General features: G+C 40.7%; 17 protein-coding genes. 10 read left to right on the top strand and 7 right to left on the bottom strand.

The window, feature by feature from the left end; all coding sequences use genetic code 11:
* Window positions 1-130: 130 nt before the first annotated feature.
* The 6 genes from hisA (at window position 131) to AWN68_RS08870 (ending at window position 4,668) form a co-directional block, all read left to right on the top strand.
* A complete protein-coding gene (hisA, locus tag AWN68_RS08895; RefSeq protein ID WP_068414250.1) occupies window positions 131-844 on the top strand; it encodes a 1-(5-phosphoribosyl)-5-[(5-phosphoribosylamino)methylideneamino]imidazole-4-carboxamide isomerase in 714 nt (237 codons plus the stop codon).
* A gap of 33 nt (window positions 845-877) precedes the next feature.
* On the top strand, window positions 878-1,639 hold the full coding sequence (hisF, locus tag AWN68_RS08890; RefSeq protein WP_068414245.1) for an imidazole glycerol phosphate synthase subunit HisF: 762 nt from the start codon (window positions 878-880) through the stop codon (window positions 1,637-1,639).
* Entirely contained in the window at window positions 1,636-2,250 is a 615-nt protein-coding gene (hisIE, locus tag AWN68_RS08885) for a bifunctional phosphoribosyl-AMP cyclohydrolase/phosphoribosyl-ATP diphosphatase HisIE (protein WP_068414242.1), read from the top strand. The genes hisF and hisIE overlap by 4 nt, the downstream gene beginning before the upstream one ends.
* Before the next feature lie 60 nt (window positions 2,251-2,310).
* Window positions 2,311-3,132: a transporter gene (locus AWN68_RS08880; protein WP_068414240.1), complete on the top strand. Its 822-nt coding sequence runs from the start codon at window positions 2,311-2,313 to the stop codon at window positions 3,130-3,132.
* A 14-nt stretch (window positions 3,133-3,146) separates the two neighbouring features.
* Entirely contained in the window at window positions 3,147-4,061 is a 915-nt protein-coding gene (gene ctlX, locus AWN68_RS08875; RefSeq protein ID WP_157716144.1) for a citrulline utilization hydrolase CtlX, read from the top strand.
* 241 nt (window positions 4,062-4,302) lie between these two features.
* On the top strand, window positions 4,303-4,668 hold the full coding sequence (locus tag AWN68_RS08870) for a hypothetical protein (protein ID WP_068414236.1): 366 nt from the start codon (window positions 4,303-4,305) through the stop codon (window positions 4,666-4,668).
* A 60-nt stretch (window positions 4,669-4,728) separates the two neighbouring features.
* On the opposite strand, the gene AWN68_RS08865 is transcribed toward AWN68_RS08870, so the two are convergent.
* The 4 genes from AWN68_RS08865 to AWN68_RS08850 all read right to left on the bottom strand — a co-directional run bounded on the left by AWN68_RS08865 (window position 4,729) and on the right by AWN68_RS08850 (window position 12,198).
* Window positions 4,729-8,004 (bottom strand): S41 family peptidase, encoded by a 3,276-nt coding sequence (locus AWN68_RS08865; RefSeq protein ID WP_068414260.1) that lies wholly within the window; start codon window positions 8,002-8,004, stop codon window positions 4,729-4,731.
* 218 nt (window positions 8,005-8,222) lie between these two features.
* Window positions 8,223-8,729 (bottom strand): hypothetical protein, encoded by a 507-nt coding sequence (locus tag AWN68_RS08860; RefSeq protein WP_068414235.1) that lies wholly within the window; start codon window positions 8,727-8,729, stop codon window positions 8,223-8,225.
* 167 nt (window positions 8,730-8,896) lie between these two features.
* The gene (locus AWN68_RS08855) at window positions 8,897-11,620 is read right to left on the bottom strand and encodes a WD40/YVTN/BNR-like repeat-containing protein (protein ID WP_084362810.1); all 2,724 of its coding nucleotides are present in this window, start codon (window positions 11,618-11,620) and stop codon (window positions 8,897-8,899) included.
* Between the two features lie 167 nt (window positions 11,621-11,787).
* A complete protein-coding gene (locus AWN68_RS08850; RefSeq protein WP_068414232.1) occupies window positions 11,788-12,198 on the bottom strand; it encodes a DUF3052 family protein in 411 nt (136 codons plus the stop codon).
* A gap of 176 nt (window positions 12,199-12,374) precedes the next feature.
* Between AWN68_RS08850 and guaA the strand changes: the two genes are divergently transcribed.
* From guaA to hemL, 3 genes are read left to right on the top strand one after another with little or no spacing between them, the layout of a single operon-like run.
* A complete protein-coding gene (guaA, locus tag AWN68_RS08845) occupies window positions 12,375-13,904 on the top strand; it encodes a glutamine-hydrolyzing GMP synthase (protein ID WP_068414231.1) in 1,530 nt (509 codons plus the stop codon).
* Between the two features lie 2 nt (window positions 13,905-13,906).
* The gene (locus AWN68_RS08840; RefSeq protein ID WP_157716143.1) at window positions 13,907-15,733 is read left to right on the top strand and encodes an ABC transporter substrate-binding protein; all 1,827 of its coding nucleotides are present in this window, start codon (window positions 13,907-13,909) and stop codon (window positions 15,731-15,733) included.
* 6 nt (window positions 15,734-15,739) lie between these two features.
* Window positions 15,740-17,032: a glutamate-1-semialdehyde 2,1-aminomutase gene (hemL, locus tag AWN68_RS08835; protein WP_068414228.1), complete on the top strand. Its 1,293-nt coding sequence runs from the start codon at window positions 15,740-15,742 to the stop codon at window positions 17,030-17,032.
* On the opposite strand, the gene AWN68_RS08830 is transcribed toward hemL, so the two are convergent.
* The 3 genes from AWN68_RS08830 to AWN68_RS08820 all read right to left on the bottom strand — a co-directional run bounded on the left by AWN68_RS08830 (window position 17,029) and on the right by AWN68_RS08820 (window position 20,107).
* The gene (locus AWN68_RS08830; RefSeq protein ID WP_068414225.1) at window positions 17,029-18,195 is read right to left on the bottom strand and encodes a DUF3667 domain-containing protein; all 1,167 of its coding nucleotides are present in this window, start codon (window positions 18,193-18,195) and stop codon (window positions 17,029-17,031) included. The genes hemL and AWN68_RS08830 overlap by 4 nt on opposite strands.
* Before the next feature lie 176 nt (window positions 18,196-18,371).
* Window positions 18,372-19,523: a DUF2911 domain-containing protein gene (locus AWN68_RS08825; RefSeq protein WP_068414220.1), complete on the bottom strand. Its 1,152-nt coding sequence runs from the start codon at window positions 19,521-19,523 to the stop codon at window positions 18,372-18,374.
* Between the two features lie 74 nt (window positions 19,524-19,597).
* Entirely contained in the window at window positions 19,598-20,107 is a 510-nt protein-coding gene (locus tag AWN68_RS08820; protein ID WP_068414217.1) for a DUF4442 domain-containing protein, read from the bottom strand.
* Window positions 20,108-20,157: 50 nt separating this feature from the next.
* On the opposite strand from AWN68_RS08820, the gene AWN68_RS08815 reads away from it, so the two are divergent.
* Window positions 20,158-21,273 carry an NAD(P)/FAD-dependent oxidoreductase gene (locus AWN68_RS08815; RefSeq protein WP_068414211.1) on the top strand — a complete coding sequence of 372 codons (1,116 nt, stop codon included), beginning with the start codon at window positions 20,158-20,160 and terminating at the stop codon, window positions 21,271-21,273.
* Window positions 21,274-21,304: the final 31 nt, after the last annotated feature.

Genomic DNA, 21,304 nt, shown 5'->3' with positions numbered 1-21,304 from the left:
AAAAGTTTCCCTAATTGACTATTGACTATTGACTATTGACTATTGACTATTGACTATTGACTATTGACTATTGACTATTGACTATTGACTATTGACTATTGACTAATTACCAAATACTAGACAGCAAACAATGCACATCATACCAGCCATAGATATTATAGATGGAAAATGCGTTCGGCTCACGCAGGGCGATTACGCTCAAAAGACCGAATACGCTTCAGATCCGCTTGTTGTAGCCCAAAAATTTGAGGAAGCAGGCATCAAACGACTTCATGTAGTCGACTTGGATGGCGCCAAAGCCAGCAAGATCGTAAACGAGCCTACTCTCAATAGAATCGCTTCAAACACCAATCTGCATGTCGATTTTGGCGGAGGCGTAAAGTCCGATGAAGCCATTGATATGGCTTTTTCGGCTGGCGCAGCACAAATAACGGCTGGGAGTATTGCCGTAAAAGACAAAGCTCTAGTGCTGAGTTGGCTTAAGAAGTATGGTACCGATAAAATCATCCTCGGTGCCGATGTGCATCACAACGAAGTCCGCATCAACGGTTGGCAAGAAGGTTCGGGAATGAATATTTTTGATTTTCTGGAAGACTATGTGAGCGCAGGAATTGAATACGTGATATGTACCGATGTAAGCAAAGATGGCCTGTTACAAGGGCCTTCATTCGATTTATATGATGATATTCTGAAGCGTTATCCGAAGCTAAAGCTGATTGCGAGTGGTGGAGTGGCTGAATTGGACGACCTCAAGAAGCTTGAGCAGGCAGGTATGTTCGGAACCATTGTGGGTAAAGCCTATTATGAAGGAAGAATTAGTCTAGACGAGCTAGCCTCATTTTGAATGAACAATAAACAAAGAACTTAAAACAAAGAAGTGTTAACAAAACGAATCATACCCTGTCTCGACATTAAAAATGGGCGCACCGTTAAGGGAGTCAACTTTGTTGATTTGCGCGATGCAGGCGACCCAGTAGAGCTTGCTGCGATATACGCGGCCGAAGGAGCCGATGAATTGGTGTTTCTGGACATTACCGCTACGGTAGAAAAACGAAAGACGCTGATAGAATTGGTGAAGCGCGTGGCGTCCCAAATCAATATACCGTTTACGGTGGGCGGAGGCATCTCTTCCATTGCCGATGTGTCTGCTTTGCTGAATGCAGGAGCGGATAAGATTTCGATCAACTCATCAGCCGTGATGCGTCCCGAATTGGTGACCGAGCTGGCGGGGGAATTCGGAAGTCAGTGTGTAGTGGTGGCCATCGACTCTCGGTTTGTAGAGGGCGAACACATCGTTCATGTGAGTGGTGGACGCACCGCTACCGAAAGAAGAACTTTGCTTTGGGCGAAAGAAGTGGAAGAGCGAGGCGCTGGAGAAATACTCCTGACCTCCATGGATCATGACGGAACCAAAGCCGGTTTTGCCAATGAACTTACGGCTAAAGTTTCGGGCTCAGTTTCAATTCCTGTCATTGCTTCGGGCGGAGCGGGCAACCAAGAACACTTCCTCGATAGCTTTACAATTGGCCTTGCCGATGCCGCTTTGGCAGCCAGTATTTTTCACTTCAAAGAGGTGTCAATTCCAGATTTAAAAAATTATTTAAAGGGCTATAATATCCCAGTAAGAATAGAGAAATGAGAGTACTGAAAAACACAAACGAAGTAGACTTTTCAAAAGGGGATGGGCTAGTTCCTGTCATCATTCAAGACCAAGTTTCGAACAAGGTTTTGATGCTTGGTTATATGAATGCTGAGGCCCTGGAAAAAACCTTATCAGAAGGCAAAGTGACTTTCTTTAGTCGTTCTAAAAATCGACTATGGACAAAAGGGGAGACTTCTAATAATTACATTAATGCCAAAGAGGTTTTGATTGATTGTGATAGCGATACCTTATTGATAAAAGCAAAACCAGAAGGTCCAACTTGTCATAAGGGAGATGATACATGTTTCGAAGAAAGTAACGAAATTGGAGTTGAGTTTCTGGATCAGTTGACAAAAGTGATTAAAGAGCGAAGAACAAAATCACCAGAAGAATCGTATGTCTCTCATCTGTTTTCTAAGGGCATGAATAAGATTGCCCAGAAGGTAGGAGAGGAAGCGATTGAGTTAGTGATTGAAGCAAAAGACAATGACGAATCACTGTTTTTGAATGAGGGTGCTGACCTCTTATTTCATTACATGGTGCTCTTGGAAGCTAAAGGCTACACTTTGAAAGATGTGATTTCAATTCTTAAAGAAAGACATAAGTAAATGATAGTTAAATATCTGATTTATAATTTTTAATGTTAAATTTTTAGACGAGTCTAAAAAATGAAAAAAGGTGTATTTTTTACCATGTTGGCTTTCAGTTTGTTGGCCAATGGAGTTTTGGCGCAAGAAGCCAATGAAGGATCAGTGGGAGCGCTAATTACGGATCGTCCTACACAGACTTACTCTTCGTTTGTATTGCCAAAAGGTGCTTTTCAAATTGAATCTGGGATCGGGTATTCAAGGATTGACTTTCCTGCGAATGGAGCTTTAACTGATAAATTCATGGCGGAAACTTTTACTTTAAATTTCCTTCAGATGAGGTATGGAGTGAGTGATAAGGTGGAGTTGAGGTTGGCTCAGAATGTTTATGTAAACCGTGGAAAAGTCGGTGGCGATGTAGTCAGTAATGGAAATGTTCAATTTGCTTCAACTTGGATAGGTGCAAAGTTTCATGTCTTAAACGAAGATGGGTTTGTTCCTCAGACCTCGTTTTTAGCAGAGTATGTTACCGATGTTTTTGATCAAGATATGGGACAGGACTTGATTAATCTCAGGCTGAACTTCTCCAATACTTTGAACGAAAAATTGACTTTAGGCTACGGCCTTGGAGGCTTCGTTCCTGTCAAAAGTGGTCCTTTTTATTTAGAGTATTCTGTGGTGGGTTCATATGCTTTTCAACCCAATTGGGGAGCCTTCCTTGAGCTGTATGGGACCCTAAGAAACGACTGGGTAAATACCCATAATGTAGACATGGGTTTAAGTTATTTGGTGAACAACAATTTTCAATTGGATGTGTATACTGGATTTGATTTGACTAATAATCTTGGCGATACAGATTTTATTTTTGGTCTTGGTTTTTCTACTCGAATTCTCAAAAAATAATGTTTCCTTGCGGCATGTCTAAACAAGCTGCCAAACGAATCATGATGATGAGGCCGAAACACTTCGGTTTCGATCCTTCTACTGCTCGTTCAAATTCTTTCCAAAGTCAAGAGGGTGCCAATGAAATTGCTGCCATCGAGAACAAGGCCAAACTGGAGTTTGAAGAGGCGGTGAGTAAGCTGCGCTCTGAGGGAATTGATGTGATTGCTTTAGATGATTCGGACAACCCGGTGAAACCGAATGCAGTTTTCCCAAACAACTGGGTTTCGTTTCATGACGATGGGAGAGTACTCCTCTATCCAATGATGACGGAGAGCAGAAGATCGGAGAGGAGAGAAGAGGTGTTGACTCAGCTTGCTGAAGAAGGAATTAAGGTGGATGAGGTTATCGATCTTTCTGGATATGAGGCGGAGGAGAAATTTTTAGAGAGTACTGGCAGTATCATCCTCGATTATGACCACAAACTTCTCTATGCCTGTATTTCCACAAGAACTCATCCAGCGGTATTGGATAAGTTTTGCGAACTGATGGGCTATGAAGCCGTTGTTTTTGAGGCCTTTAATAAAACTGATGAGGCCATTTACCATACCAATGTGTTGATGTGCTTGGCCGCTAAGTATGCTGTAATTTGCCTAGATGCGATTCCTCTTATTCAACGCGAAGATGTATCAAGTGCTTTAGAGCGCACGGATCACGAAGTGATTGAGATCACCATGGATCAAATGTATGCTTTTGCCGGTAATATGTTAGAAGTACTCAATAGTGAAGGGGAGTCAGTACTGGTGATGTCCCAAACTGCATATGAATCACTCTCTACTATTCAAAAATCAAAACTCTCCAGCTATTCGAAGCTGGTTTCTATTCCAATTCCTACCATTGAGAAGTATGGTGGTGGGAGTATCCGTTGCATGATGTGTAAGGTGGAATAATTCTCTTTTTTGCAGTCCAAAAACGAAATTGGTTACTTTTTTATTTGTTTGATCGGTTGTTTACTTTATGTGAGCGGTAATTTCCCGATTTTATATTTGGTGTATCTCTGATTGACAATAGGTTCATTTTGTTGTTTAGATTATCTTTAGAATTATTTATAACTATCTGGTTACGAGTAGCTATGTATTGATTGTAGTTCATTTTACCTTAACTTTGTTGGCTTAAAATAAGGGAAAGTGTATGCTGTTGATGGTGGGGTATGATGATGAGTTGAATCATGTGTTTGGAAAGATAGAGGGGGCTTTGACCAAAGACATTGCATCTAGCTATCTATCTAAAGTGGCAGAAATTGCCCAAGAGAATAAGTGTCGTAAAGTAATTACTGATCTTCGGGAGGCAGAGTTATTTGCTAACCAGAAGGAAATAGAAATTTTGAGTAAAGAACTAAAGGGAATAGGTATTGAATTTGGCCTTAAACGGGCAGTTCTAATCTCCAAAAACATAAATGATTATAAAGTCTGGGAGAATTATAATTTCCGCAATGGCTTCAAAGACATACGCTTATTCTCTGATGAAGGAGTAGCTTTGGAATGGATGAAATTATAAAAAAGAGATACCCTTGAATAAAAAGAAGGCCGTGTGAATTGATTCACACGGCCTTCTTTTTTAGTTTCCTTTTTTAGCAGGAGTTGGATACGAAGGAGGAGTGACTTTCTTCGCTCCCTGTGCACTCAACAGTTTTAACACTTCTTGCACCGCTCTTTCTAATTGAGGGTCATTGCCTTGAGACAATGCTTTAGCGTCCTGTCTTACAGTAATATCTGGGGCTACCCCTTTATTTTCAGCTACCCATTCATTTTTAATAGGGTCGAAAACAGCGTTGTCTGGTGCGGTAAGTGAACCGCCATCTACCAAAGCATAATGCGTTGAAGATTTAACAAGGCCACCCCAGGTGGTCGCGCCAATCAATTGTCCTGCTTTCTGCTGACGGAATACCCAAGGGAAGAAGTCTCCTCCAGAACCAGCCATTTCGTTGATCAATAACACTTTTGGTCCCAAAATACCTGCTGGTAACTGAAATGGTCTACCATTCGGTACTTCATTGGTGAGTCCTGCTCTTACCTCACGGGTCATTAAATCCACCATGTAATCATCAAGCAAACCACCACCATTAAAACGTTCGTCAATTACAGCTCCTTCTTTATGTTGCTGAGCGAAGTAGTATCGGTTAAATGATACATAACCAGGGCCACTGGTGTTAGGGATCCATACATAAGCCAAACGGCCATTTGAAAGCTCATCTACTTTACGCCTGTTGTCTTCCACCCAAGCCCTTTGTCTCAAGGCATTCTCACTACTGATTGGTTCTGCAATTTCTGTCCATGAATCTTTAAAACTTGGCTTGTCATTGAAGTGCAATAGAGTTTGCTGACCTAATGTGCCATCCAGAAATTCAAATGGGTTTTCCGAGGTCGTTAGCTCTTTCCCATTAATTCCAACCAAATAATAGCCTTCCTTCACTTTCATGCCGGGTCTGTCTAATGGACTAGTAAGTCCAGGATTCCAGCTTTCCGTGGTAAAGATTCTAGTAATCTTCCAGTAGTTTTTATCAGCTACAAGGTTAGCGCCTAGCAACCCTACTTTAGAGCGATCAACGGAAGGAAAATCCCCACCACCAACAAAACTATGGCCTACGGACATTTCTCCATTGACTTGGTCTAATATGTAATTCAGATCGGTTCTGTGACGGATGTACGGAACAAGTGGAGCATATCTTTCATATACTTTCTGCCAATCACGACCGTGCATATTCGGGTCATAGAAATAGTCTCTTTCATAACGCCAAGCTTCTTCGAACATCTGCTTCCATTCCTGTCCACGGTCTAGTTTCATTTGAAGGTCTACTTTGACCGATTTGCCGCCTTTTCCGCTTGAACCAGATGGGCTAGTTACCTGCCAGCTACCATTCACCTGAACTAACATTTTTTTACCATCTGCTGAAATGGAGTATTGACCTACTCCTGTAAGGAATTCTTCAGACTCCCTTTTTTCTAGGGTGAATTTGTTGAGGGTTAAGCTCCAACTTCCCGCTTTTCTTTCGCTAATAAATACGCTTCCTTTCGGGCCAGCCATTGTAGAAGTATAGTTGGAAACTGGTAGCGGAAGGGTAATGGTGCGTCTTTCAATGTTTTGAACATCAATGCGCAATGCCTCATCTTTCTTCTCTTCTGTAACTTCCTTATCCTTATCCTTGTCTTTATCTTCTTTGTCTTCCTCCTCTTTCTTTTTCACCTCTTCTTCATCGCTGCGCGGAACAAAAGGAGATATGGCATCTTCTTGAAGTAGCATAACATAGGCCGCGTATTGAGGATCAGCAGACATGGAGCTGGTGTTTGCCCAACCAGAAGCCAAAGCCAAATCTGTACTCGCCAAGAAATACATATGTTTTCCATCTAAATCCCAAGCAGGAGAGAAGGAGTCTGCCATTTCGTTGGTAACGGTTTTAATGCTTTTGTCAACGGATGACCACACCATGATTCTTCGGAGGTTATTGAAGCCTGATTTGGCATAGGCCAGATATTTTGAATCGGGAGACCATGTAATGCCTGTTGAACCTCGTTCTAGATTACTCCCGCCAACATCAGCAGTGATAATCGTTTTACTTTCTAAGTCCAACACTCTAATCCTTACATCATCGTCTACAAAAGCGATTTTCTTACCGTCAGGCGACCAAGTAGGTTCCCACGCCATTTTTGATTCTCCAATGTTAATGCTTTCTGCTTCAGAAAGGCCGTCTTGCTTGGCGAGCATTAATGCATATCCTTTCCCGCTGGCGTCTGAAAACCAAGCAATTTGATCTCCATTTGGTGACCATATTGGTGCACGATCGGCTGTATTTGAGCTTTGCGTAATATTTCGGGCATCACCAAATTCGGTAGGGACCGTAAATATTTCACCCCTGGCCTCCATGATTACCCTTTTGCCCGAAGCAGAAAGTGAAACCGAGCGTGCCCTTCTGCTTACATCTTCCCATTGGGTTTCGAACCAAGGAAAATCGCCCACCACATTAATATTCAGTTGCGTTGTTTTTCCACTGGTAGGGTTTAGCTTATGCAAATACCCTTCTCTTTCAATAATCAATTCATTGTCACCCTTGCCTAACCATTTAACATCGGTGTCTTTGAATTTGGTGATCTGTTTGAATTGACCTGAGCGTGTTTCGTAAGCCCATACATTCATGATCCAATCTCGGTCTGAAAGGAAGTAGATCGTTTCGCCCATCCATACGGGCAAAATGTCAATGGTCTTTTCGTTAGAAAGTAGCGTCTCATTTTGGCTGTTCAAATCCAGAATAATGAGGGGAGTGTTCTGTCCGCCTCTGTAATTTCTAAATTCACTTTCCCAACGGCTCATTCGATCTAGAATGATTTGATTTCCATTCGGAGAATAGTCTCCATTATTTCCCCATTGGGCACTTACTTGGGTAGAAGGGCCTCCATCTTTAGGGATAGTCCACAAATGATTGATTGAAGTAGGAGCACTTTCTCTGGAACTAGCATAGAGCACCTTTTTGCCATCGGGTGTCCAGCCTCTCGCTATGGCCCCGGAAGGGTGGAATGTGAGTCGTTTGGGCATACCGCCAGTTACTGGGATGGTAAACACCGAGTTGCCTCCAGAGCGATTCGAGGTGAAAGCAATTAAGTTACCATCGGGTGAAAAATGTGGATCACTTTCAACGGCAGGAGTACTTGTTAAACGCACTAGGTTTTGACCATTGCTATCGGTAAGCCATAAATCTCCTCCATAAATAAAAGCGATGTGTTGTTTGCTCATGGTGGGTTGGCGCAATAACCTTGTTCCTTGTGCTTTTACACTAAAGCCAGAGCAGCAGACTAACAGTAGCGCTAAGAAATGATTTCTGAATTTTTTGATGTGTTGCATGATTGAGTTGATGGTTTTAGATTTTGATAAAAAAATGGGCATCATGTTCCAATGAGTATTGAATGTTTAAATGACATTCCGTACCAAAAGATAACAAATCTTTAGCGTTTTGAAGAATTTAGGGCAGGATGGAGTTGAGAAGGTCGCTCAAATAAGCATACTTCTTAACCTCATGGAGTTGAGGTTATGTGTAAAAGTGATAAAAGTGAAGTATTGAATTAGCGGGTTGACTTGTAATCAAGTCGGAGCTCTCTGTCGTTCAATTGATCAGATACTCCTTTGAATACTTGCATTCCGCCTCTGTAGAAACCCGTGTTTCTCTTGGCCTCAATCAGCACACAGTACTCTAGGTCGCCCAAATCGAACTGATAGAATCCAGTCTTGTTTGGAATCACGGTCAACTTTGGGTTGATATCCATTTTCTCAAGCTTCTTGAGGTCATAAAACGTAGTTCCATTGCTTTGATAAGCAACTCCTTCTATGGCTTCTTTATGTGTTATGTCATAAAGCAGAATGCTGTTTTGAACAGGAACTCCAACACTATCTTGACCGACAAACTCCTTCAAATGGCCATAAAAACCACTTATGATGGTAGCGTCATTGATCCTTTTAGACATTTTAACCTTAAAGCTGAAGTCTACTGGTTTTTGGGGAACGCTTTCTTTTTTACAGCTTACTGCTACTGCGAAAATTAAAAGGGCTGAAAGGATAGTCTTAATGCGCATTGAATACTGATTTTTGAGATCACGAAGTAAACAAAATTATTTGAGCAATCCGTTTTCTTTGTTTTAAGACTTGTTAAATCTTTCTCATTAATGTTGGGCCACTAGTAAAACAAAAGAGGTTGACCATAAATGACCAACCTCTTTATATACTAATTCAAAATCGATTCTTATTTGTACCAGATGTCTTGAAGTACTCTAGTGTCTTTACTTTGTGTCTTTCCATTCATTTCAAGGATAACAGTAAACTCACCTGGCTGAGTTGGTTTAGTGATATATCTCGATTGAGCAACCCTTTCTTCCAATTCTTCAGCACTCAAACCAAAACGGCCAAAACGCTGTCTCATTTGATTTAATTGAGCTTCTGTTCTTTCACTTACGATTTCGTCCATTCCCCAAATCATTTGGTTTAGTCCCGCTTTAGCATTGATTTCAGTTTTATAGATTTCTCTAGTACCCTTCAATACTTTAATAGTCGCTTTACCAGTATTCTTGCTGTGGAAATTAATATGAACACCATCTGCACGGCTTTCGCCATTAAAGTTAGTGTAGGCCGAAGTGTTGCTTAAACCACGTACCCACTGCACGGCAGGCTGTACATCGAATAAGGTCGCATCTGAACTGAATGCATCAGAAGTTAAACCTTGAAGTGGAGTAATGTCGGCAATGAAAATACCTCTACCATGTGTAGCGACAACAAGTTCATTCTCTCTTGGGTGAATCACCATGTCATAAGCAGGGTTAGTAGGGTAGTTGTTGCTGAGTTTTGCCCAGTTTTTACCACCATCAACACTCGCATAAACAGAAAGCTCAGTACCCACAAATAGCAAGTTAGGGTTTTTGTGATCTTCACGGATTACGTTTACAGGCTCATTTGGAAGACCTGCCGCCAATGACGTCCATGTTTTCCCGTAGTCTGTAGTTTTGTAAAGGTATGCTGTGAAAACATCTCTACGCATACCGTTATAAGAAAGGTAAGCAGTACCTGGTGTGTGAGCTGAAGCTTCAATTCTTGTTACCCAGTATTCAGGGTTGTTTGGAATGTTAGCATTTAGGTTCGTCCATGTTTTGCCACCGTCAGTTGTTACTTGTACGTTTCCGTCATCTGTTCCAGCCCAAAGCTCATTGGCATCGATAGGTGATTCTTCCAATGTGGTAATCGTTCCGTACTGAATATTACCAGTACCGTTGGCTTTTACAGGATCGTTTTTGCTTAGGTCACCACTGATTTCAGTCCAGCTTTCGCCTCTGAAATTAGATTTAACCACTTTGTTACCTGCATGATAAATTACATCACTATTGTGTTGAGATACTACAATAGGAGCATTCCAGTTCCAACGCATGTTACGATCACCACTATAGCGTATACCTTTGCTTTCGCCAGTTTCTAAATCAAGTCTAGAAAGCGGTCCGAATTGAGACTCATTGTATAAGTAACGGTTATTGCTTCTGTCAATTACGTTGTACATTCCGTCTCCACCACCTGTTCGGTTCCAATCTTCTAGGCCAATAGAAGAACCACCTCTTTTAGAGCTTGGGCCTCTTACAGAACCGTTGTCTTGCAGACCACCATATACGTTGTATGGGAAATTCATGTCAACATCTACTGCGTAGAATTGGGCCAATGGAATTTCATCAGGATGATACCAAGTTTTACCACCGTCATATGTAATTCCCATTCCATGGTCATAACCTAAAAGCATATGCTCAGGGTCAGCTGGGTCAATCCACATAGCGTGGTTGTCTCCACCAAATCTGAAAGGTGTTTCCCAAGTCTCTCCACCGTTTCTCGATTCCCACATACCAATACCGATTACATATACATGGTCAGGGTTTTTTGGATTAACTCTTACTTGCTGATAGTAGTAAGAAGGAGCACCACCAATGTCTACTCCATCGGGACTGATTTTCTTCCAAGATTCTCCACCATCGTCAGAACGGTACATTTCTGTTCCGTCAACTGATTGGCCTCTTTCTAAAGGAATACCAACTTCTAACATTCTTCTTCTTTCTTCTGTAGAGATGCCGTCAACGTTTACGTTTTCAACGTTGGCATAAACTACTTTAGAGTTACTTGGTGCATAGGCTACTCCAATTCTACCTAAGAAACCACCTGGAAGACCTTTAGAAAGTTTTTTCCAAGTTTTACCACCGTTGGTTGATTTGTATATTCCACTTCCTTCTCCACCTTCATTAAAAGTCCAAGGTGTTCTGATTTTATCATAAGCGGCTGCAATTAGCGTGTTTGGATCTTTAGGGCTCATGGCCACGTCAACCACACCAATGAATTTCCCGTCATCTTTTTTAACCTCGAGAACTTTAGTCCAGCTTTTACCACCATTAGTAGTTTTGTATAAGCCTCTTTCTGGATTATCTGAATAAAGCTTACCCAATGCTGCTACATATACAACGTCTGAGTTTTTAGGATCAATAAGGATTCTCCCAATGTGATGAGATTCAGGAAGTCCCATGTTAGTCCATGTCTTTCCTGCATCTGTAGACTTATAAATGCCATTTCCCCAGTATGAACTTCTAGAGTTGTTGGCTTCACCTGAGCCTACCCAAACTACATCATTGTTGCGTTGGTCTACGGCAATAGCGCCTACTGAAATAATGTTTTCTTTGTCGAAAAGCGATTCCCATGAAATTCCGTTATTCACAGATTTCCATACGCCACCCGATGCTGTTGCGGCATAGATGATTTTTGTTGATTTGTCTACTACTGCGAAATCCACATATCGTCCACCTTGTCGGGTTGGGCCGATGTCTCTAAAGTGAATTCTGTCGGCTACGTTGGCCGGAATCTTTTGCGCTTGGGCAAACGGAGCTGCAAAGCACAATAAGACAAGCAAAAAGCTAGCGATCTTAATGTTTTTTGTAAATCTAAATTTCATAGTTATTGATTTGAATCGTGTTAAATTACTTCAATTTAGACCGTGGGCAAAAAACGGGTGCAAAGATTACATGAATGGTTTGATCTGGATAGTATTCAATAATGTATCAATAGGTCTGGTAATGTATCATTTGGCAAATATGTCTCTTGGCCAAATAAACATTCAGATTAGATACGGTCTTTTAAACGAAAAACGAATTTTAACCCGGACCAAACTTCATCTACGGCACAAACCTTTACATCCACTAAACCGCTCTCTAACCCTACTTTTCGGACAATGCTATCGTCAACATCGGTGGGGACTTTCGATGCTTTTTTAGGCCAAGAGACCCAAATCATTCCAGATGGTTTGAGTTTTGATTTTAAGTCTAGAATTTTGCTTTGAAGCTCTTCCTCAGATTTTGTGAAAAAATGAATGAAATCAACTTGACCTTGGGTGCCTTCATCTAAAAGCTCGATGTCGCTGGGTAGACTTTCAAATAGGTCTAAATAATAGTCTGGTTGGTTTAAAAGAATGATTTTGAAACCTTCTTTAATTCCTAATTTTTTGGCCAATGGAGTGCCCGAGTATCCGCTCATTACATTATTGATTTGAGTAGGTTCTGATTCAGTATTGTCAATATTAAGTTAAGGAAGTTGATTTTGATTGCCAACACAGATCGCTCTTGATTAATTTAATCTTTTCGTCTAAAAAGATGCGACACAATTACTTGTTATTTATTAGTGATTAGTCGACTTGAATATTATTTTTGCGCATGGCTGAACAGATACTTATTCTGGATTTCGGTTCTCAGTATACTCAACTAATTGCCCGTAGAGTAAGAGAACTCAATGTCTATTGCGAAATCCACCCTTTTAACAACATTCCACCCATTACAGACGACATTAAAGGAGTCATTCTTTCAGGAAGTCCTTGCTCTGTAAGAGATGCAGGTTCGCCTGACTTAGATCTTAGTCAATTCAGAGGTAAGTTGCCTTTATTAGGTGTTTGCTACGGTGCTCAGCTTATGGCACAGAAGTTTGGCGGGAATGTATTGCCCTCTGAAATCAGAGAATATGGACGTGCTAAACTGAATCATGTGGACATGCACTCTGATTTGATGAAAGAAATCAATTTGGGTTCTCAGGTTTGGATGTCGCACGGAGATACGATCTCTGACCTTCCAGCTGATTTTGAGGTTATAGCTAGCACACCAAGTGTTAAGGTAGCCGCTTTTAAAATTCAGAATGAAGATACTTACGGTATTCAGTTCCACCCTGAGGTGACACATTCAACCGAAGGAAAAGAGTTACTAAGAAATTTCGTGGTTCACATTGCTGGTTGCAGTCAAGATTGGACGCCAGATGTATTCGTGGAATCTACCATCACTGAACTCAAAGAAAAGTTAGGCAATGATAAGGTAGTTTTGGGTCTTTCTGGAGGAGTAGACTCTTCCGTTGCTGCCGTGCTTATTCATAAGGCCATTGGCGAAAATCTACATTGTATTTTCGTTGATAACGGACTGTTAAGAAAAAATGAGTTCGAAAGCGTTTTAGAGTCCTATAAGGGAATGGGCTTGAACGTAAAAGGTGTGAATGCCAAAGATCAGTTCTATAAAGCACTAGAAGGAATTTCAGACCCTGAAGGAAAACGTAAGGCGATTGGTCGTGTTTTCATTGAGGTATTTGATCAAGAAGCACAGAAGATACAGGGGGTTAAATGGTTAGGTCAAGGAACTATTTATCCAGATATTATTGAATCGGTTTCGGTTAATGGCCCATCGGCTACAATAAAGTCGCATCACAACGTTGGTGGTTTACCGGATAAAATGAACTTGAAAGTTGTTGAGCCATTAAACACGCTTTTCAAGGATGGTGTAAGACTTGTAGGTAAAACTTTGGAAATCGACCAAAATATTTTGGGGAGACATCCTTTTCCCGGCCCAGGGTTGGGGATTCGGATTTTGGGAGATATTACCGCTGAAAAAGTGGCCATTCTTCAAGAAGTAGATTACATCTTTATCAATGGCTTGAAAGAAGCGGGTTTGTATGATGATGTATGGCAAGCAGGAGCAATGTTACTTCCGGTACAATCGGTTGGCGTAATGGGAGATGAGCGTACTTACGAAAAAGTGGTGGCACTTAGAGCGGTAAGCAGCGTAGACGGTATGACAGCCGACTGGTGTAATTTACCGTATGAGTTCTTGCAGGATGTTTCGAATAAAATTATCAATCAAGTAAAAGGAGTAAACAGAGTGGTTTATGACATCAGTTCTAAACCACCCGCGACAATAGAATGGGAGTAAACATGATTATAAAGACCCGCTGTTTTATAGTATTAATTTTCTTGTCCCTTGTTGGTCATTCATCTTTTGCTCAAGACATTAAAATCATGTTTGATGAAGCAAAGGCTTTGTTGGACCGGGAACAATATGCCTTGGCAATGGGTAGATTTAATCAAATCAGTGCTTTAGGGCAGGATAATGATTTGGTCAGGTATGCAAATTTTTATCATGCGATTTCAGCATATCACTCTGGTGATGCTGCTATGGCGCAAGGGTTGTTCACTCAGTTAGAAGAAAATTACCCCGATTGGTCTGAGTCTGCGAATGAGATTAACTTATGGCAGGCGAAGATTGCTTTTGAAAATGGTGAGCTTGAAAATGGCTTGAATCATTTAGAAACGATTACTGATGACAATTTCAAAGAAGAAATTGATGCACTGAAAATAGAGTACTTGACTAAAGAAAAGGACAGAGAGCGACTAAAATCCCTGTTGCTACATTATCCAGACCCAATTATTGCATCCAATTTATTGACATCCTTACTCTCGGAGAATGTGATGGATCGAAATTTTGTCTTGATTGATAGTTTGATCACTACTTTCAACATCACGCCCAAAGTAAATATTGATGGAATGAATCTCTCTCCAAAAAAGGAGGTCTATAACATTGGTTTGTTCTTTCCATTTCAATACAATGGTGATTCTGCCAATCTAGTTCGTATGATGAACGATTGGCCGGTTAGGTTCTTACAAGGGATGAAATTAGGCCTAGAGAAATTGGCAGAAGAGAATATCAATATCAATTTGATGACCTTCGATACTAAAACTAGTGCCACCACCACCCGTGCTATTTTGGCTGATCCAAAACTTAAAGAACTTGATTTAATTGTTGGTCCAGCATATCCTGGCCCCATTGGTGAAGTGGTTAGGTTTTCGAAAGAGAATAAAATCAATTTTATTAACCCTTTGTCGTCCAATGGTGAAATCTTGATCGATAATCCATTTGCGTTTCTATACTACCCTAGTAATGAATCCTTAGCCATTAGTGCTGCGGAGTATACTCGAAAGCACCTGACCAAAAATAAGAATGTGGCAATTTTCTATGCCAGTGAAGCGGATAAACCTAGAGCACAACTCTACAGGAAACTCATTGAAAAGGATTCTTTCAATGTAGTGATTGAGCAAATGATTCGACCTAATGAATCGGTGAAAATTCAGCAGATGCTGGTAGAGAAAATCAAAGTGGATAAAGACTCTGCTGAGCGTGCTAGAATGATTGCTGAAATGGATTCTTTATTGGATGCCGGGGTTAAGAAGTGGGAAAAGTACTCGAAGGATGATTTTCTGAATGAAGAATTGGGGATCATGCCCGATAGCCTTGGCCATATCTTTATCGCCTCAGATATACCCTCGCTGTCTGCTAGTGTAATTAGCGGCATTGATGCCAGAGAAGATACTATCTATTATGTTGGTTCATCACGTTGGTTGAGTTCAGAGCAATCCATCTCTTTCCAGCAATTAGAGAGGGTAGAAGCTGTTTTTACGGGTTCAAATTGGATTGACTATGAAAAACCTTCAGTAAAAGAGTTTAGAGAGCGCTTTTTAAAGAAGTTTTCTGCTGTGCCTAAAAAGGAAGACAGACTTGGCGATGCCTACATTGGCTATGATATCATGGTGACATATGGCAGGCTGTTGTCTCAATATGGAAAATACTTTCAGTTTGGACTAAAAACGAAGCAAATGGTGCCTGGCGAATTGACAGATAATTTCAGTTATCAACTGTCCAACGACAATAGATACACCCCGATTTTGAGGATGGTGGATTCTAAAGTAAAACAATCAAATAATTAATTTCAGATGCTCAATACTTCTCGCAGTCAAAAGCTATTTGACCAAGCTCAAAAATCTATTCCAGGTGGTGTAAACTCACCTGTTCGTGCTTTTAAATCTGTAGGGGGAAATCCGCTATTTATTAAAAGAGCGAAAGGGGCATTTATGTACGATGAAGATGATAATGCCTTTATTGAGCTGATCAATTCTTGGGGGCCAATGCTCTTTGGTCATGCCAATGAGAAGATTGAAGCGGCTGTTATAAATGCAGTTAAGACATCTCTTTCCTTTGGTGCGCCCACCAATGCCGAAATTGAAATGGCAGAAATGATTTGCAGCATGTTTCCTTCCATTGAAAAGGTGAGAATGGTGAACTCTGGAACTGAAGCTACCATGTCGGCTGTGCGTTTAGCGAGAGGGTACACAGGAAGAGATAAGATTATAAAGTTTGAAGGTTGCTACCACGGTCATGGTGATTCATTTTTGATTGCAGCAGGCTCGGGTGCTATGACAATGGGTGCCCCAGATAGTCCAGGTGTAACCAAAGGTACCGCTGCTGATACACTTACGCTTCCTTTTAATGACCTAGAAAAAGCAAAAGATTTACTTTCTAAAGTAGGAAATGAAATTGCGGCTATAATTCTTGAGCCTGTTGCTGGTAATATGGGTTGTATTCTACCTAAAGAAGGCTACTTACAAGGATTAAGAGCGCTGTGTGATAAGTATGGAATTATCCTCATTTTTGATGAAGTGATGACGGGGTTCCGTTTGTCGAAGTCAGGAGCACAGGGTGTTTTCGATGTACAGGCTGACTTGACTACTTTAGGTAAAATTATTGGAGGCGGAATGCCTGTTGGTGCATACGGTGGAAAGAAGGAATTGATGGATTTTGTATCGCCAGTGGGGCCAGTATATCAAGCAGGAACGCTTTCTGGCAATCCAGTAGCCATGGCTGCAGGCTTGGCCATGCTTAACCAAATCCAAAATGAAAATGGTTTGTATGAGCGTTTGGCCAATATTACTCAGCGAATAGAAGAGGGCTTTCAAAAGAACCTCGATACGTTGGGCTTACCTTATACCATGAATAGAATTGGCTCTATGATCAGTATTTTCTTTACAAACCAGAAAGTAACAGATTTCGATTCGGCCAAAACTTGTGATACAGCCTTGTTTGGGAAGTACTTTAGAGAGATGCTTAACAATGGCGTTTATTTAGCGCCTTCTCAATTTGAGACCCTCTTTATTTCAGATTCAATTACAGAAGAATTAGCCGATAAAATTATTGAAGCCAACTACAAAGCTTTAAAAGCCATTCACTAGTAATACCAGAAGCTGATTAGTATTTCTAGGTTGAAGAAACCCATTAGGAGGAGCATGTAGATAAAGCCTACAATGTTAAACTTGACGAGGGTTTTGAACCAACCTTGTTTGTACACATTTAAGAAGGAAACATACACATAAGTACTCACGCCAATAAAAGTGAATATTCCAACTGTAGTCTGCCAACCGGTGTGGCCAACGAGTAGTTTAAACATCACGAGTAAGCTGATGCCATATATAAAGTAAGCAAAGGAGTGCACATGAAGCGCATGTACTATGTGTTTTATATAGAGGTGATTACGTCTTGCATACACTACTTTAAGTACTAATGCAAATAAAGGAATAAGTAAGAACATCATAATAGGAAGGTTACCAAGAATAAAGCCCTTAAAGCCTTCCTCATTTTTTAAAACCTTTCTAACCTGTGCTTTTAAATGCTGACTGTTTTCATTTGTGTTCTCTGAACTTGTGTTTCCAAAGAATTTGAACGTACCGTTTTTGCCCAAGAGGGAATCCATGAAAGCATCATCGCTTAAGCTTCGATCCCTGGCCCAGCGATTGGTTTTATCAAGAAAGTGCTCATTCTCGTCAGTGGCAATAAGGTCAACTGCATTTAGTGCTACCTCAGTGTTGTTGATAATAGCGGAATCATACTTGCTGACCAGAGAATCATAGAGCACGTTGAAGTTGCTTATGCCAGCAAATTGCATGACCAGAGAGTCATTTAAGGCCTCAATTTTTAATGAATCCGTTAGGATGGCAAAATCAGGATCGTTGCGGAGTTCTTCTATGTCAGCCCTAGATGGAATGTTGAAGCTATCATCCCCTAATTCCCTTAGATCAAAACTGAGTAGATATGAGATGACGAAAAAATAGAATACACTGAGTACCAGATAGAGCCTAACTGGATGAATGAAGTGCTTAATTTTCCCGTCCTGAAATCTATTTGTCAATTTCCCTGGGCTGAATAAAAACGGCATTATACTATTGGCCATCTTAGAGTCAACACCAAGGTAGTTGTCTAAAAACTCCCTAATCAGAATCGAAAAGGTAATATTATTGTCGGTATTGGACTGACCACAGGTAGGACAGAAGTTATAACTTTCGTCCAGTGGGCTATCGCAATTACTACAATGCGTACTTCTACGCTTTTTGGTTTTCATCAAAAAAAAAATTGTTTTCAGGAAAGTTAAAGATAGTGGCTAAATACCATTCCCCAAACTGGGGCAAAGAAAAAGAGCCTGAAAATCTCCCGGCTCTTCTAATGAGTAGTGTTTAGATGTAAGGTTTTTAGGTTCTGATTTAACTCAGCCTATTTTCCTTTTATCAAAATGATTCTTTAAAGCACTATAAAATCAATTGAGAAAACTGTTTGATCCCATATTAGCTGGATAACGCCACCGTTATCTGATTCTTCAACATTAATAGTAAAAGGTTCAGTGATTTTGGTTTGCTGACTGATCTTCATTGGAACACGCCCTAAATTTCGCTCTTGGTTATAGGATTGGCCGTTTTGGCCTGTTTGCTTATTGATAATCAGGGTTCCGCCATTAGGCTCTGGAATGGTGAAGAAGGTATACTCACCAGCAGGTACGTCTAGATCCCCAATTTTAAGATCTTTTGAAGTCTTGAAATGGGTGGCTCTATTGGCGCCAGTTCTCCAAAGCTGTCCCCAAGGCACTATACCACCAAAAATTTCTCTTCCTCTTTTTTGCGGTGAGCCATAAGAGATATCAAATTCTGCACCCTTAAATTCAAAATGACCTTCAGGTGCGCTGGATAATTCACCAAAGGTTTTGCCGTTTCTGTCGGCTTGTGCAAAAGAGTCTGCAATCTTATTGATATCTACACTTTTAACCCTGTGCACTTTTAACTTCCTGGTGGTAAGCGCTGCGTCTAATAATTGGATGTTACCATTCTTTTCAATGTCCACACCCATTACACCTCTAGAGGGGTGACGGATGGTGAGGCTATCTTCCCCTTCCTTGGCAATTATAAAAGTAGAAAAGCTTCTTCCCGTCCAAAGCCTTTGGTTAATACTGTCACTTGGGCTTCGAACTGCTTTGTTGAAAGCCAAATCAAAAGGCCAGTGCACCATGTCTATAAAAGGAAGCATGTCTTTTTCAAAAGCCACCGTTCTGACCGTTGCACCATCTCTACCTTCTGATTCTACAAGAAGACTGTCTTGTTGTCGCGTCATCCTTTGAACTAAAGTTTCTGGCCCATTGAAACCTTCAGTCGGATCGAACTGGGTAACTTCAAGTTTATAAAAGTCATCATTACTATAAGTGAGATAATACTTCCTGAGTGATAGACTTGGTGAACGCAGCACCACTTTGGCTGTAAAATAACCATCCGACTTGCTGAAAGACTCTACCGCTAAGGTGTCATTTCCCAATAATGTGATGAAACCAGCCTCGTTTGAGGTGTTTGGAGATTTGCACGAAACAACAACTGTGGCAACTAATAAGGCAAGGAATAACTTTTTCATAAGGCTTGTCAAATTTCTATCTTGAGAAAGATAAACGAAAGCCCTAATGCTACAAACTGGCTTTATATCAGCGGTTAAGCTTTCGTTTTAACTTTGTTCCAAGCCTTGATTTGCCAATAGATATTGCCTGTAGTCAGGTGGTTTCCTGCGCTGTCGTGGGTTTTTACTTCACAGTTCACCACAATAGACTCTTGCGTTTCTAATGGTTTGATTACTTCATTCTGTAGCCATTCTTCAGTGACAGAAAATTCAGCGAAAGAATCCATTTTACCTTGGTAGTGGTAGTTCATTTCCATTTTCTGCATAATAATTCGGTATTGCTTCGCATCTAAAGTGGAAAGTAAAACAATGCCCGTAGTGAATTCAGAAACAGTGGCCAAACCGCAAGCATGTAAACCTTTGATGTGATTGAAATTGCTTCGCTTGTATGGAAATAGGGTCTTTACTGACTTATCACCAATGGCTACAATCTTAATACCATGAGGTTTATTGAAAGGAATCATCCTCGAAAGCCCAAAATTAAGGAGTGCCATATGACGTTTTGATGTTTTTGCTTTTTCTAAGAGTTGGGCTGGATCGAACATAGTCTACATTTTTCAATTAATTTAGGCAAGTTTCTTTAAATACATAGAATATGCTCAGTTTTTGGGAAAGACAATCATTTATAAATTTCGACCATATAATAATAGGAGGGGGGATAGTTGGGCTTTCTACTGCCGTGGCCATCAAGGAGAAATTCCCGAATCAGTCCGTTGCAATTTTGGAACGAGGTACTTTTCCGACTGGTGCCAGTACTAAAAATGCTGGTTTTGCCTGTTTTGGTAGTCTAACAGAAATCATGAATGATTTGAAGGGGATGACAGAAACGGAGGTGCAAGATCTCGTTGAATTCCGCTGGAAAGGCTTAGAATTGCTTCGATCTCGTTTGGGCGATGATCATATTGGCTTCAAAAATTATGGGGGCTATGAATTGCTTTTCGAAAGTGATTTGGATGCATTGAACTCGATTGAAAAAGTTAATGAATTGCTAAAGCCTCTTTTTGGTCAGCATGTTTATTCAGAAGCAGCGGGTTTAATTAGTGAATTTGGTTTTGATCAACAGCAAGTAAAATCATTGATCAAAAACCCATTGGAAGCGCAAATCGACACGGGGAAAATGATGAAGGCACTCGAAGCCCTTGCGCAGCAATTGGGTATTAAGTTATTTACCAATTGCGAAGTGCTTTCTTTCGAAGAAACCCCAGAAGGCGTAACCGTAAATACACCTGAAGTAAGTTTTAAGGCCAGAAAACTGGCCATTTGTAGCAATGCATTTACCCGAAAGCTATTACCCGAAATAGCGCTAAAGCCTGGTAGGGGTGTGGTTTTGGTAACAAAGCCGATTACAGGCCTTCCTTTTAAAGGTACTTTCCATTATGAAGAAGGTTATTACTATTTCCGGAATTATCAAGACCGAATCATTTTTGGCGGAGGAAGAAACCTAGATATTGGAGGGGAGGAGAGTACCGAGTTCGAAGTGAGGGAATTGATTTTAGATAAACTGAAATCTGATTTGAAAAACATCATTCTTCCAAATCAAAAAATTGAGGTGGATATGGCTTGGGCAGGCATTATGGCTTTTGGGAAAACCAAACAACCCATTGTTCAGAAGCACAGCGAAAATATTGTGTTAGGCGTGAGGTTAGGAGGAATGGGAGTTGCCGTTGGAAGCAAAGTTGGGCAGCGTTTGGCATCTCTAATGCTCGAATAAAATAAATCTTCTTATCTTCAAATCCTGACTT

Source organism: Roseivirga echinicomitans, from assembly GCF_001592935.1.
In the GTDB taxonomy this organism is placed as follows: domain Bacteria; phylum Bacteroidota; class Bacteroidia; order Cytophagales; family Cyclobacteriaceae; genus Roseivirga; species Roseivirga echinicomitans.
This window is presented reverse-complemented; position numbering and strand designations above follow the sequence as displayed.

Excerpts from the sequence above, each read along its gene's own strand:
- ctlX (WP_157716144.1), top strand. The coding sequence starts at position 3,147 with ATGTCTAAACAAGCTGCCAAACGAATCATGATGATGAGGCCGAAACAC.
- AWN68_RS08820 (WP_068414217.1), bottom strand. The coding sequence starts at position 20,107 with ATGTTCGATCCAGCCCAACTCTTAGAAAAAGCAAAAACATCAAAACGT.
- AWN68_RS08825 (WP_068414220.1), bottom strand. The coding sequence starts at position 19,523 with ATGAAAAAGTTATTCCTTGCCTTATTAGTTGCCACAGTTGTTGTTTCG.
- AWN68_RS08870 (WP_068414236.1), top strand. The coding sequence starts at position 4,303 with ATGCTGTTGATGGTGGGGTATGATGATGAGTTGAATCATGTGTTTGGA.
- AWN68_RS08865 (WP_068414260.1), bottom strand. The coding sequence starts at position 8,004 with ATGCAACACATCAAAAAATTCAGAAATCATTTCTTAGCGCTACTGTTA.
- AWN68_RS08830 (WP_068414225.1), bottom strand. The coding sequence starts at position 18,195 with ATGAAAACCAAAAAGCGTAGAAGTACGCATTGTAGTAATTGCGATAGC.
- guaA (WP_068414231.1), top strand. The coding sequence starts at position 12,375 with ATGGCTGAACAGATACTTATTCTGGATTTCGGTTCTCAGTATACTCAA.
- AWN68_RS08850 (WP_068414232.1), bottom strand. The coding sequence starts at position 12,198 with ATGAGCGGATACTCGGGCACTCCATTGGCCAAAAAATTAGGAATTAAA.
- AWN68_RS08880 (WP_068414240.1), top strand. The coding sequence starts at position 2,311 with ATGAAAAAAGGTGTATTTTTTACCATGTTGGCTTTCAGTTTGTTGGCC.
- hisA (WP_068414250.1), top strand. The coding sequence starts at position 131 with ATGCACATCATACCAGCCATAGATATTATAGATGGAAAATGCGTTCGG.
- hemL (WP_068414228.1), top strand. The coding sequence starts at position 15,740 with ATGCTCAATACTTCTCGCAGTCAAAAGCTATTTGACCAAGCTCAAAAA.
- AWN68_RS08860 (WP_068414235.1), bottom strand. The coding sequence starts at position 8,729 with ATGCGCATTAAGACTATCCTTTCAGCCCTTTTAATTTTCGCAGTAGCA.
- AWN68_RS08855 (WP_084362810.1), bottom strand. The coding sequence starts at position 11,620 with ATGAAATTTAGATTTACAAAAAACATTAAGATCGCTAGCTTTTTGCTT.
- AWN68_RS08840 (WP_157716143.1), top strand. The coding sequence starts at position 13,907 with ATGATTATAAAGACCCGCTGTTTTATAGTATTAATTTTCTTGTCCCTT.
- hisIE (WP_068414242.1), top strand. The coding sequence starts at position 1,636 with ATGAGAGTACTGAAAAACACAAACGAAGTAGACTTTTCAAAAGGGGAT.
- AWN68_RS08815 (WP_068414211.1), top strand. The coding sequence starts at position 20,158 with ATGCTCAGTTTTTGGGAAAGACAATCATTTATAAATTTCGACCATATA.